The sequence below is a fragment of the Roseibium hamelinense genome, from assembly GCF_007830545.1.
GTDB classification, from domain to species: domain Bacteria; phylum Pseudomonadota; class Alphaproteobacteria; order Rhizobiales; family Stappiaceae; genus Roseibium; species Roseibium hamelinense.
In genome coordinates this window covers 78,442-92,073 of record NZ_VLLF01000005.1, presented here as the reverse complement: position 1 = coordinate 92,073, position 13,632 = coordinate 78,442, and the positions used below count along the sequence as shown (strand labels likewise).

The 13,632-nt window shown below is 53.3% G+C and carries 9 protein-coding genes and 1 tRNA gene; 3 read left to right on the top strand and 7 right to left on the bottom strand.

The features are described from left to right. Positions 1–102: 102 nt before the first annotated feature. From JM93_RS11480 to JM93_RS11470, 3 genes are all read right to left on the bottom strand, one after another. On the bottom strand, positions 103–2,271 hold the full coding sequence (locus JM93_RS11480) for a hypothetical protein (protein WP_145343464.1): 2,169 nt from the start codon (positions 2,269–2,271) through the stop codon (positions 103–105). Positions 2,272–2,352: 81 nt separating this feature from the next. Further along, complete coding sequence (gene queG, locus JM93_RS11475) at positions 2,353–3,522, bottom strand: tRNA epoxyqueuosine(34) reductase QueG (RefSeq protein WP_145343899.1); 1,170 nt, start codon at positions 3,520–3,522, stop codon at positions 2,353–2,355. Further along, positions 3,519–4,211 (bottom strand): glutathione S-transferase family protein, encoded by a 693-nt coding sequence (locus JM93_RS11470; protein ID WP_145343463.1) that lies wholly within the window; start codon positions 4,209–4,211, stop codon positions 3,519–3,521. Before JM93_RS11470 ends, queG begins: the two co-directional genes overlap by 4 nt. Before the next feature lie 191 nt (positions 4,212–4,402). On the opposite strand from JM93_RS11470, the gene JM93_RS11465 reads away from it, so the two are divergent. Then, the gene (locus tag JM93_RS11465) at positions 4,403–5,209 is read left to right on the top strand and encodes an undecaprenyl-diphosphate phosphatase (protein WP_145343462.1); all 807 of its coding nucleotides are present in this window, start codon (positions 4,403–4,405) and stop codon (positions 5,207–5,209) included. Positions 5,210–5,345: 136 nt separating this feature from the next. Here JM93_RS11465 and JM93_RS11460 read toward each other — a convergent pair whose 3' ends face one another. The 4 genes from JM93_RS11460 to JM93_RS11445 form a co-directional block, all read right to left on the bottom strand. Beyond that, positions 5,346–7,001 (bottom strand): S8/S53 family peptidase, encoded by a 1,656-nt coding sequence (locus tag JM93_RS11460; RefSeq protein ID WP_244300830.1) that lies wholly within the window; start codon positions 6,999–7,001, stop codon positions 5,346–5,348. Beyond that, positions 6,998–7,393 carry a hypothetical protein gene (locus tag JM93_RS11455; protein ID WP_145343458.1) on the bottom strand — a complete coding sequence of 132 codons (396 nt, stop codon included), beginning with the start codon at positions 7,391–7,393 and terminating at the stop codon, positions 6,998–7,000. Before JM93_RS11455 ends, JM93_RS11460 begins: the two co-directional genes overlap by 4 nt. 781 nt (positions 7,394–8,174) lie before the next feature. Then, entirely contained in the window at positions 8,175–9,416 is a 1,242-nt protein-coding gene (locus JM93_RS11450) for an MFS transporter (protein ID WP_208995129.1), read from the bottom strand. A 122-nt stretch (positions 9,417–9,538) separates the two neighbouring features. Then, on the bottom strand, positions 9,539–10,513 hold the full coding sequence (locus tag JM93_RS11445; protein WP_145343454.1) for a complex I NDUFA9 subunit family protein: 975 nt from the start codon (positions 10,511–10,513) through the stop codon (positions 9,539–9,541). A gap of 166 nt (positions 10,514–10,679) precedes the next feature. Here JM93_RS11445 and JM93_RS11440 point away from each other — a divergent pair. Next, positions 10,680–10,766, top strand: a tRNA-Leu gene (locus JM93_RS11440). Positions 10,767–11,222: 456 nt separating this feature from the next. Next, positions 11,223–13,466, top strand: a complete 2,244-nt coding sequence (locus tag JM93_RS11435) for a mechanosensitive ion channel family protein (protein WP_145343452.1) — start codon at positions 11,223–11,225, stop codon at positions 13,464–13,466. Positions 13,467–13,632: the final 166 nt, after the last annotated feature.

Below are 13,632 nucleotides of genomic sequence, written 5' to 3'. Positions count from 1 at the left end.
AAAGCACCCCGTTAACGAACCCTGACCCGTCGCCAACGGTAGGGCAGGGCTACTGATTTTTATGTCACAGCAGCGGGAGGGCCGCGAAAGCGGCCCACGAACCTACTGTGATGCTGTTACTTGCGCATTCAATAGGCCCGGCAAAACTTGAGGCGTAATTGCACCGCCAACGATCTGGGCAAGAGGAACTGGATTTTGCGGTCGCAGCGTCAAACGTATTGTGCCTGGTGCAGAGAGAAACTCGGCGATCGCGTTCGTGACGTCCTCCGTGAATTCCGGATTGTTGACAGGTTCAAGGATCGCCTCGGTTTGAGCAACAAGGCCCTGAATGAATGCGGTCGGTTGCAAACCTGCGTCCGATGCCAACTGATCAATTGCTTTTGCGGTCACACCGGCATCAACGAAATGCACCTCGGCTTCTACGAACGAGGCCATAACCAAGGCGATCTGTGCTTGGTGTTCCGGATCCTCGAAAAGGGCTTTCGGCACGTTCGCAAACTTGATTTGAGCTTCTGCGCGGCCCACGCCCTCGATGTTGACCATCAGTCGCTCCAGCACCAACTCAAGGGTGTTTTCGTCCCAGTAGAGATTGGTTTCGTCGGACCAAGACAGGTTTTCCAGTCCGAGGGATTTAAAGAGTGCAATGGCCTGCGGGTCTTCAAGGGCCGAGAGCGGCAGAACGGCGCCCTCCGTCTCGGAGTATATTTCGGTTGGGATCGGTGGGACTGAAGAAGCGAAGCGCTGTTCGAAATTGGCAATGCTGACGTCCCCTTCGCCGGGGATGCCAACTTCAAGTTCTTCCAGCGCAATGCTGATTGAGCTTGGAGTGAAGGCCCGCGCGATCTCAATAGGAGACAAATCAGCCGGTGTCTGTCCCTCATTTTCGACCAGCTGTTTAATGATTGGCGCCATTTCTTCGTAGGTGGCGAAATCCAAGTCACCGAAACTTGCACGCCCCAAAGAGAATGACGCGCCCTCAGGCAGCTTGGGAGCGTCCACATCGGCTACAAACACCTCCACAATCCCATCTGAACTGACATCGCGCATGCCCATCTGTCCGATTGAAATGATTAGCTCTTCCGATGGAGCGTCAGGGTTTGGAAAAGAAATCACCATGTCCGACGCTTGCGCCTCGCCGAGGCCAAACGACCTGTAAAGCTGAAACATCGCTGTGAGAGCTTCATATACATCCGGCTCCTGTTGCGTAAGGAACTCATCCAAGAATTCGAGGTAGGCAAAGTCACGTTTCGTGAGGGTCATATCATCAGCGGCGATTTCGCCGATCGACACGGACACTTTTTGTCCTGGCGCAATGTCTTGGCTGGAGACATAATTTTCGATTGATTGCGAGCCCAAAATGACAATCGGTTCACCGGTCTCTTCAACGTCGGGATCGAGCAGATCAATGAATGGAGCGGCATTAAGGCCGGTATAGGAAGTCAGACCTTGGGTTGTCGTTTGTTTTAAGATCTGCCCATCCGGTAAGGTTGTGGTGAACTCCTGTTTGGAGCTCTCTATTTCAAATGCGGCAACTTGTCCGTCAACGGCATCAGACATGCGATACCCGATCGTCTCGAATGTGCCGCTCACGCTTTCTGGTGCGTCCGAAGCGTTCTTGGGATTGACCGTCACTGTGCCGCTCAGACTAGCTACCTCAAGAACGTCGTAGGAGGTTAAAAGGCTGGCTTTCAAAATTGGGAGCCACCGGCTTGCCAATTGATCCGGTGCATCGGCTGGCGGCTCCGGAATGGTGAAAGCATAGTTTTCGGCCAGAACGCCAGTCAGCGTCACCTCCATACGGCCAAGGTCTTCGCCATCGACTGCGGCAGCACCAAGAAACTGGGTGTCATCGGAGTTGGTCCACGATTCGGCAAAATAAGCGCCGTTTTCATGTGTCATGCCGCGAATGGTCGTCATGCTGCTGGTGTAGGTCAGCGTGAGCGAGACCGTTTGCTGACCTGCCGCCGCTGCATTGCCGTTCTGCTCCACGGGCAATTTGAATTCACCCGACACCGAGAGCGTCGCGTCCGGCACCTTTAGCGCGTCAGTGGCAGCATCATAGCTGATGGGACCCTGTGAAACCTCGATCCCGAGAGCCTGCAACTGGTCGGCATACGCCAGATAAGCCTTTTCAGCCGCGCTTTGCGCGTATGCTGTGCTATTGAACAGAAGCGCAGCTGCGCTTAACCCGCTGGCCGCAAGAACGCGCAGCTTCAATACGGGACCAGATTTCCGGCGATCTTTGATAAAAATTGACGGCGATTTCGACAAGGTTTAACTCCAGAAATTAATTGCGGCAAGTTCGGCCACTAAGGCGAAAGGGAGACCCGACAACCGCATCATGCGGTCAGATTATGAACTTTGCGAGTCGGCTGTCAAAAACCACTCCTGCCGCACCTGGGACGATGTTTCCCCCGCAAGCCGTTCGTTCCGCTCGCTTTGGAAATCAGAGGCTGCTGCCAACTTAGAAAATGCCCATACGGCACTAGACCTGACCGTTTCGTCGGGATCGGACAGCAAATGGCGCACTTTATCCGCAAGCCTGTCGGATCCGGAGTTTCCCGCAGCAATGAGAACGTTCCGTACAAAACGATTGCGCCCGATCCGCTTGATCGGCGACCCTGAAAACAAGTTGCGGAACGCTGCATCGTCCAGTGTCAGTAAGTCAGCGAGCGCTGGCGATTTCAAGTCGTCCCGAGCAAGAAGCTTTGCTTCGTTGGCCGTCCTGGCGAACTTGTTCCACGGGCACGCGGCAAGGCAGTCGTCGCATCCGTAAATGCGATTGCCTATAGCCTCTCGAAATTCGTGCGGGATCGGTCCAGGGTGCTCGATGGTCAGATAGGAGATGCACCGCCGCGCATCCAGCTGATAAGGCGCTGGGAACGCATGCGTTGGACAGTTGTCGAGACATGCCCGGCACGACCCGCAATGGTCTGTTTCGGTCTGAGACAGCGGAAGCTCAAGCGTTGTGAAAATCGCCCCGAGAAAGAACCAGGATCCGATGTCGCGGGAAACCAAATTCGTGTGCTTGCCCTGCCAGCCTAGCCCTGCTGCTTGTGCAAGAGGCTTTTCCATAACCGGTGCTGTGTCAACAAAGACTTTCACATCCGGCCGCAGGTCATGCGGAGCGCGGGAGATCAAATAACCTGCAAGTTCCTTGAGCCTGCCTTTGATCACATCGTGATAGTCGCGGTGCCGAGCATAGACCGAAATCTCAGCCCTTTCGGGCTTATCGAGATTGTAAAGGGGTGCGTCCTCAGGAGCTGGACCCTGACCGTAATTCATGGCCAGCATGAGAACGGAGCGGACCTCTGGCCACAAGTCTTTCGGCGCAGAACGACGATCGGCCGTCTCTTCCATCCACGCCATGGAACCATGGTAACCGGCTTCGAGAAAGCTCTTCAAGCGTCCAGGTGTTTCCGGAATTGAATCTGCGGAAGTGATCCTGAGCTCTTCAAATCCAAGGCTTTTCGCTTTTTGCTCGAGCGAATCGACCAGCTTCTTGGCGGCTTTCGGGGTCAGAAGTCCAGATCCGCGTAGGTTTGCGATGCTGGCATGCCGAGAATCTTCTCGCTCAGCATCGGCCGCATGCTCGGCCGCGATTTCATCCGTGCATACCAGTTTTTGACGTTGTCTTCGCTCGCCCATGGCACTTCGCCCAAATAATCAGCGCAGGACAATTCGGCTGCCAGCGCAAAGTCGGCAAACGACAAACGGTCGCCTGAAAGCCACCTGCGTGAGGCAACAAGATAACCGAAATACTTCATATGGTGGTGAATGTTCGCCCGTGCGACGCGCAGCGCACTCGAATCAGGCTCGCCGCCCCCGGCGGACCGCGGCATGGCCTGCTTGTAAATGCGTTCGCGCACCATATGGCCAACAACTTCCCGATCGAATTTTCCCAACGCCCATTCAACAAGGCGCCGAGTTTCCGCACGTGCCTCGGGATGATCGGGCATCAGGCGCCGATCGGCCACCGCATAGCCCCGGGTTTCGTCGAGGTATTCCAGAATGGGTCCCGGGCCGCACAAAGCGGGCCCGTCATTCTCCACCAGCACAGGGACGGTTCCGGCGGCATTGAGCAACAACAGTTTTTGCGGCCGCTCCCAGGGGTTCACCAATTCCTCCTGAAAATCAGCGCCGTATTCGGCGATGATCAAGCGGACAAAACGGGAAGACGGCGAGAAGGGATGGTGGTAGAGCGTGAACATGAATGCGGGAGTGTGCCCTGAAAGGGTTCATTGGATGGGTTCAACATTCAGGACGGCTATCTGCGAATTATGTCCCAAGGGTGGTTTAGCCGTATTTTCGACATTTAACGACAGAAAAAGGTTGCTTTTGCACCTCCCTCACGAACAGGCCGCATTTCTGGCCGCTGCAAACCGACGAATGGACGTAATCCATGGATGATCAGACAATCATCAATGCGCTGATTTTGGGAATTGTGGAAGGATTGACGGAGTTCATACCTGTCTCGTCCACAGGACACCTGTTGTTGCTTGGGCATTTTCTGGGTTTTGAGAGCACCGGAAAAACCTTCGAGGTACTCATCCAGCTAGGCGCGATACTGGCGATATTGTCGGTTTACTTCTCAAGGCTTTGGTCAATTGCGGTGTCGCTGCCAAGCGACCCCGCTAGCCAGCGGTTTGTTGGTGGTATTTTGCTGGCGTTCTTGCCGGCCGCGGTCATTGGTGTCATGGCCCACAGCTTCATCAAGGAAGTGCTTTTCGAAACCCCGGCTCTCATCTGTGCGACGCTTTTGGTCGGTGGCATCATCCTGTTGTGGATTGACCGTCTGCCGCTTAAACCGCGGTACACCAACGTGACGGATTATCCACTTGGTCTTTGCCTGAAAATCGGCTTTTGCCAGTGCCTGGCCATGGTGCCGGGTGTCTCGCGTTCAGGGGCGACCATCGCCGGCGCTCTGCTTATGGGAACGGATAAACGGTCTGCTGCCGAGTTTTCGTTTTTTCTGGCCATGCCAACCATGGCTGGTGCGTTCGCCTATGATCTTTATAAGAACCGCAATGTCTTGTCGGCTGATGACGCCGTGATTATCGGTATCGGCTTTGTGGCATCATTTGTCGCCGGTTTTTTTGTCGTGAAAGGATTACTTGATTTCGTAAGCAAGCACGGGTTTGCACCTTTTGCATGGTGGCGGATATGTGTCGGGCTCGCCGGATTTGCCGGGCTCTATTTCTTCGGATAGCCATTAGGGGCCCGGGCCCGGGCCCGGGCCCGGTCTCTGTCCGACGTGGCGCAACGAACGCCCCGCTACGCTGAAGATCAGCGTAGCGGCAGGCTTTTCGGATTGAAGTCGATTTCATCAGTGCCTTGGCACCAGATCAATCGCTGTTGTCATCGCTACTGTCGCCGTCAGTGTCACTGTCGAAACCGAGATCGCCAGCATTCGCCGTATTGTTGGCATCGTCGGAAATTTCCGTTGTATCGTCTTCAGCGACATTCTGGTTCTCAACCTGGGGCACCTCGCCGTCCAGTGCGCGCTTAAAGCTCCGACTTATGGTTTCGTCGTTAGCCTGTGAGTTCAGCTGGGATGCTGTTTCAAGCAGGGTTTTCACATCTGCATATGACTTATCTTGCAGGCGAGCTACGATCTGCTGTGAGAGTTCGTTGTTGGCGTCCTCATGCATGCTCCTGGCGAGGTCCTTGAGCCCGACGCCGTTCAAAACGGACAGTAGCCTGAAGTTGTTGCCTGGCACGGCGTCCAGGCTAATTGCGCTCAGCAGCTGACTCAATTCGTTCTGATATCCGGTTGTCGCTGCGACGCCGAGCTGGCTGTAAATCGGGCTGGGGTCAAGCCCTGCCGCTTCGAAGCGCATTGTAGTACGTAATCTCACGTCGGGAGCGAAGGCTTCGTTTTCCGCAAGTTGCTTAGCTATCGGTTTGAACTGGCTGGCATCCAGTTTTGATATTGTTTTCGCAGCGTTGATGTCGGAGATCTTTTTTATGTCAGATATCGCGCCAATCATTCCGCCGTCGACGCGTTCTGGCTTACCCTTGAGCTTTTGACTTGTTTTTTCGTTGTCGAACGCAAGGGTCCTTAAATCACTGCCAATTTTTACCTGTTCGGCTGGAGGGCAGTCATAAAGCGGCGCGGCCGAGAAGTTTTTCCAAAAATCCACGAGTTCATCGCGGCTCTTGCCGTCCACTTCTGCAACCAGTTTTTTGACGTAGTCCTGCTGCAAACCCTTGTTACCGCAATAGCTCATCGCCCCCAAAACAAATGTTTTCTGGCTAGTGTCGAGCGCCATGAATTCGTCATTTTTGGAAGCGGCGTCCAAGACATTTTTTTTGCCGTCGGAAACGAGTTTTTTCGCCATTAGTGCCAGTTCTGGCGCGTCGGCAAAGTTTGCATTCGTTACCTTTTTGGCTTCTGTGTAGTCATCTCCAAGAACTTTCTTTGCAACCCCGTCCCAGCCACTGTTTTTGTAGACTTTTGCGTTTGACAGTGCGCTATCCAGATTGGCAGCGCCGTTCTCGCCAACACCGAGAAGCATGAGATAGTTGTTTTCAGCCAGGGTATTGTCGGGAAACTCGACATTTAGCCGGTGGACCAAACTAGAGACCAGCGGTGCGGCAAAAGAAGTCCCACTGTAGGCTTTCTTGTCGCCTCCCCCTTTGTAGGAGGCTGTCGCGATGAAATCGCAGGGGGCCTTTATAAGATAAAGCGATGAAATCGGATCATTCGGACTGGTGTGGATGCTATTTTTGGAATCGTGTTGGTTTTTGTTCAAACCACCAACAACCAGAATGCAGCCCGGATACTTTAGGCTTGAGGAAATAGTTGCAGAATTACTTGCCGAAGCTTTGGATTTCTCGTGGTTGGCGTCCAGCTCGGTGCTGTTGCCGAGTGCCTGCACGATGGTTGCGTTTTTCTTGTACAGCAACGGAAATGCCGCATCTGCGTCATTCAGGATCTCGTCATGCGAGTAACTTCCAGAAAAATTGATGATTTCTTTCTTTTTTGCGGTGTCGATCACCTTTTCGTTCGTTTGGTCAATTTTTTCTTCGGCCCCCGGCTTGATGCGATCAGCCTGCAAGAGTTCGTGTCCGTAGGACCGGTAAACAAGGGGGGAATTTTTTTGTCGAAGTTGTTGTACACCTGCGTGAGCATGCCTGCGGCAGTGCTCGCGACCAGACCCGGGTGGGGCTTGGCCGTGGATTTTTTGCTGCCGCCAATGCCTTTGCCGCTTTCATCGCTGCCGTTATTCTTGTTTTCACCTTTGATCTGTTTCGCGGGATCTTTGATAAGCGCCGTCAATGCATCCGGGAAATCCGCCTCCCACAAATGGTCGTGGATTGACAGCGCAGGATAGTTGTTTTCGAGCTTGATGCGTTTTGACCCTTTCAGGGCAACCGCCTGATCATTCAAGCGGTTTCCGATCTCCTGAGCGAACGCATCGCAGTTTTTCGACGGAAATTTTGTCAGCTTGTTCGCATTGTTTGTCGAAGTCCTGGGAGATTTCGCGCCTGATTTGCCGATCTGGATTGGCTTTTCGGGTTTTTTTGACAGTACGCCGTTTACTTGGGAGTTTTCACTCTTGTTCGTGGGTTTAGACTGCTTTGGGGAAGTAGCTGTGAACATTTAAGCGCCTTTATTCTATTTTTGGGGCGGAATGTGCTTCAACTCTGAGTGTTTTTCGCATTTCCAGGGGCGCTGAATAGCGATTTAGACAGGAGGTGTGTAAATAATAAATTATTAGATATTTGGAATATTACATAATAATTACCTATCTAAGGTGTGAAATTACGTTAAATAATGCAACTGATGCGAACAAAAATAGATATTTATTATGGAGCTTAAGGCGTTATCGACGCTTGTTGGCGCCGAAGCTCTTTTTATTTTAACCCGATGCTCTGCTCCCAAACCCATGCGCGGCACAGCTTTGGTTCGAAAAATCGCCTAATCAGATGCGGGATGTGGTTCGGTTTTAAGGGCGGGTAGTATTCTCGTTTCCGGAATACCTTACGGTGATCGCGCGAGACGGTGGGTCGTGCCAAACTTTCGTTCAACGCTGTGACAGTCTTTTTGGAAGTCTATTGAGCGTGCCCTATTCGAGTGTTTTGGGGTTAAGATGTCCCAAGCTCGATTCTCAAGAAACTATGTTAGGCGCCGGTTCTCGTTATATGCGAACCCGCTATGTCAATCGATCCTAGGGTGCTCCCGTGATCTTCTTGACTTCAGGCGTGTTCCAGACTGTTTTGAGCACCACTATCGTTGCCAGTGCTGCGGCGATGACAATGTAGAACGGCAATCTGATGTCGATGTTCATAAGTTCGCCGCCGAGCAAAGACATTATCCCGGCTATAAATGTGAACACGGCCACGGTTACGCCCATGATCCAGCCCTGTTCTTCATCAGAGACGCTTGCAGCGAACAGGCCAAGAATTGTCGGATATGCTATTCCGAATATGAAATAGAATGTGAATATCGGAACAAATGCGAGCGCGGCAATCGGGGACATGACAAAGGCTGCGGCACTCAGAGCCCAAACGCACATTGTGGCGATCAGGATCGTTTGTTTGTTGAAACGTTTTTGCACCGGCAGCACCATAAAGGTACTCGAAAACGCCAACGCAGCACCGATTGTCAGGAACACCATGCTGTTGCCAAGGGTGCCAAAGCCGAAACGGGTTGCCAGATAATTGTCGACGAAGACGTACATCGTCACGTTGGCAGTGTGGAAAAAAAACAAACCGATGGTGAGCCGAAACGCTAGAGGATATTTCCGCACTTTGAGCAATTGGTCGAAAACCTCGGCAGGCCGGAACTTGAAAGCCTGATCGGTATCTTTTTTGTCTTCAAAGAAAAATATGACCATAAAAACCGCCACGGCACAGAGCGCCAAGGCTGCGTAGAACGGCATTTGGATATTTGCATAATTCCCGAGAATCAGCGGATCTGATGTCAGACCGGCAATCAGTGGGCCACCGACAAGTCCAAAACTCACGCCGGTGATAATAAACCCCATGTTCCGGTTTCGGTCGTCTTCATCGACGCTGCCGTCAATCATCGCAGCCTGCGCAATCGGCTGATTGCCCGCGGTGAAGCCAGTGATTGCGCGCCCCAGTATCAGCAAAAAAAGGCTTCCTATGTAGAGAGCTGCAATGGTGATCGCATAGCCGACCAGTGCCCCAATCAAACAAATCAGGATGGCTTTTTTCCGTCCGATGACATCAGACAGTTTCGACACATATGGGGCGCCGAAAAACCATGCCAGGAAGAAGATACCAATGATCAGACCGAAATAGACATGGCGCATGGACGCGGAAGTGTCCGGAGCCAAAATGGGAGAATTGCTCTCCATTACAAGGGATGTGATGATAGGGAAGACAAGCCCTTGTCCAAGGATGTCGATAAACACGACAAACAGCAGGGTGATTTTGGCAAGCATAGTCATTCCGGCAACCTCACTTGGCTCTCGGTGCAGAGCTTATGGCAAGTTGCAGCGTGAAAAAAGTCAATAAAAAAGGCGCCTCGCTCCGGCGCCTTTTGAAAAACTGAGCGGTTTACCAGTTAGGCCGCTTTGTGCGCATCGTACTGCCCGTGCTCCCGGTACCGTTCCAGGTAACTCGGCAAAATAGCCGCCAATGTTGATGCCTCAACGCCCATTCCCTCAAGCGTACGCTTTTCGTCTTGCGCAGCTTTTGAAACCACATTGTCCGTCTTCAAGAGCTCGACTTGGTCAGCGGTCAGCAAGGGGGCCGGCAGTAGCTGCATGATTTTTCCCATCGCCCTTGCCACCGGAAACGGTAGTGGTGCCAGGAAGCGCTTGCGGCGTGTTATCTCCATCATAAGCTCCAGGCATTCCCTAAAGCTTTTAACCTCGGGGCCGCCCAGCTCGTAGACCGTCCCGGCTTTTAGGTCTCCATCGACAGATTTTGCAACAGCCTCTGCGACATCGCATACATAGACTGGTTGGAATTTTGTTTCGCCGCCGCCGATCAGCGGTAATGCTGGAGCGAGCCGTGCCATACCGGCAAACTTGTTGAAGAAATCGTCTTCTGGGCCGAACACGATTGAAGGCCGCAAAATAACGCTTTCCGGTAGGGTTTCAGTTATGCCCGCTTCGCCCTCTGCTTTAGACCTCGCGTAAGCTGACTTGGAGTTTTCATTGGCTCCGATCGCTGACACGTGTGTTGCGAAAGACAGCCCGGCGTCGCGTGCAGCTTCAGCGATTGCCCGTGGGCCGAATGATTGGACGGCGTCAAAACTCTGCTTGCCGGTTGGGAACAGGATACCAACACAGTTAACAACGGCGTTAGCACCGTCAATGGCGCGTTCGACGGACCAGCGGTAACGCAAATTGGCTTGAATAGGCATGATTTGGCCTGGAACGCCAAGCGGCTGTAGATATTCAGCCAGGTCGGGGCGGCGGACTGCTGCCCGGACCCGGTAGCCCCGCCGTGCCAATGCTTGGACAACGTGCCGGCCGACAAAGCCGGATCCGCCAAAGACTGTAACAAGTTTACCGTTCAGTGCTGTGGACATGCCTGTGCCCTCTGTCGCGTCACACAATTTCGGCGTTTTGGCCGACAACTGCCCGTCTCTTATCCGGTTGTCGCCTGCCTGTGAAGAGCCGGGATCATAAGTTTAGAAATGTCTCTCATTCGGTGATTGACAAGAGTGTGACAGCCGCTTAAAAGCCGCCCTCACAGCCCAGGTGGCGGAATTGGTAGACGCACTAGCTTCAGGTGCTAGCGCTGGCAACGGCGTGGAGGTTCGAGTCCTCTCCTGGGCACCAAATCACCGATCGGCATAAAGTCGATAACAAAAAAGCCGGCAAATGCCGGTTTTTTTTGTTTGATTTGGAAGGTGTGCGACCGGTCATCATCTTTGCCAGCCTAGATTTCCAAGACGCTGTCAAAGGGGCTGCCGGCTTTGATGGCGGGCGCGTTTTGCAGCTCTCAGCCGCAGCCAGTTTACATTCGAAGTCGACGATGTGCGGCCGAAAAGCCCAAGAAATTTGTTCATATTAGGCGATACACAGGATCCCAGCGCGGGATTCGGCCTTTGAGGCGTTGATCGTCCATGGGCAGATAAACTGTTTGAACTGCCGCAGAGTTAATAGTTTCATATTTTACAAATAAGTAAGACCGGCCTAGCATTCTAGGGCGATTGTTTTTCTTAAATTGCCCCGTGGCATGATTTTAGACACATGGCGGAAGCCGCCCGGCTCGCCAGTTTCCTGGAGTAACCCATGCAGCAATCTCAAAGCGGTCTCTGGAACAGCGTCTTGTCAGGATTGCTTTTGGCGCTGTTCATGTTCTTGCCCTGGGGTGTGCAGGCGCAAGAGGTACAAAACGACCTGCCTCCGTCGTTGCAGCAAGAAGCCATTCAAAAACTTGTCGGGGACCTCACTCCTGAACAGGTTCAAGCACTGAGCGATCTGATGCAGCTGCTCCAGCAAGGAGCTGCGGGCGCTCAGGCCAACATGGAAAGCGCGGAAAGTGGGCCAGGCTTCATCGCGCAACTACAGTCAGGCGCGGCAAATTTCGGCAGTATGATCGCAGGCCACTTCATTGGTCTTGCCTCTCTGTTTTCCGGCCTCACCGCCAGTATTGTTGCTCTGTTTTCCGGCAGTATTGCGGGGCCGTTCTATCTCCTCGCCGGTGCCGTGCTCTTGTTGCTTGCAGCTGGGTTTGCTGCCGAATTTTTGTTCAATCGCATTGTCGGCCAGCGGCGTGACCGCATCAAACAAACACAACCGGAGAGTCTGTTCGAGACTGTGAAGCTTGTCTCGGCACGTGCGGGACTTGACTTGGGTGGCTTGATAATTTTTGCAGCAGTCGCCCTCATTGTAAGCCGTTTGGCGGTCGGGAGCCCAGACACCCAATCCTTCGCTCTGCAGTTTGTTTTCTGGGTTGTTTTTCTCCCGCGGCTGGTTGCAGCGCTGATGCGGTTTGCTTTGGCGCCGCATCGCCGAGAATTACGTCTCGTCACCGCAGATGATCCGACTGCGCGGCGTTTGTACATGAGCTTTACAGCCTTGTTCGCGGTGGTCGGGATTTCGTTTTTCTTGCGCAATATCATGCTCGCAGCCGGGCAGGACGTTGCCGAAACCTTTCGGTTTTTTGTTGGAACAGGCATCAATCTTTGGGTGATTGCGATTATCTGGCAGGCGCGCCACGGACTCACTGAAATCATCTTGGGTGATGAACAAGAGCCGACGACCGGCCTGGAGCGCATGGCCCGTTTTTGGCCGTATTTTTCCATGGCGTTCATTGTTTTTAACTGGTTCCTGGTCCAGCTGCCGACAGCATTCGGGTTTGAACCCTTGGCGGCCGGCCGGTCGCTGGGTGTTATCGCCCTCGTTATTTTCGCACCGTTTCTGGATACGATGGTCCGCGGGATCGTGTCACATATCGTGCCGCCGATGCAGGGTGATGGGCCCGTCGCGGAGGCCGCGCACATGCAAACCCGGCACAGTTATATCCGCATTGCCCGGGTTTTCTTGATCACGGTTCTTATCCTGGCTATCGCGCGGATCTATGGATTAAACCTAATTTCCTTCAGCGGCTCTGATGATGCTTCCGCTTTTGGCCGCAATAGTGTGGGCTTCCTGCTTATCCTTGCGGGAGGCTATTTGGCTTGGGAAGTCGTCAACCTGTGGGTCAGCCATCAGCTTGCCAAAGACTCGCCGCCAGCTGCTGATGATTCTGATGATGCCGAGATGGGCGGGGCGGGAAAATCGCGACTGGCAACCATTTTGCCGCTGATCCGCGTGGTGTCGCAAATCGCCATTATTTTGCTCACCGTCCTTTTGGCGTTGGCGCAGATTGGCGTCAATATAACTCCGCTGCTTGCCGGGGCAGGGGTCCTTGGCCTGGCGATCGGATTTGGTGCTCAGACTCTCGTCCGAGATGTTGTTTCCGGCGTGTTCTTTTTGCTCGACGATGCTTTTCGGATGGGAGAATTTATTGACACAGGCGGCGTTCAGGGCACGATTGAAAAAATCTCGATCCGGTCAATTCAGCTGCGTGGCACTAAAGGGGCCGTGCACATCGTGCCTTACGGCGAGATCCCGAAGCTCACCAATTTGAGCCGCGATTGGGTGATCATGAAACTCAAGTTCACCGTTCCCTTCGATACGGATGTCGAAAAAGTTCGAAAGTTGTTCAAGCGGATCGGGCAGGACATCATGGAGATGGATGAATACAAGGACGACATCCTGGCGCCGTTCAAGGGGCAAGGCGTGGCGGATGTGGATGACGTAGGGATCGTGGTGCGCGGGAAATTCACCACCAAGCCCGGCAAGCAATTCGGCGTTCGCAAAGAAATCTACAAACGAGTGCAACAAGCCTTTGAAGAAAATGGCATCCAGTTCGCACGCAAGGAAGTCCGAGTGCAACTCCCGGAAGCGGCAAAACTTGACGACCATCAAAAAGAGGCTGTTGCTGCAGCTGCCGCGGCAGAAGCTGCGACCCCAAAACCAGCAGCCTAACCAATATCTGGCAGTCTCCGATGCCACGGACAAGACGGCCAGTGCCCACACCTTCGCCTGCTCTCACACAATAAACGGGGGCAGTCCGCGTTTTATTCCAGTTGCTTGACGCTTCCAGCCAACAGACTCTATTGTAATATTAATAATTAACGCGCGGAAACTTAAT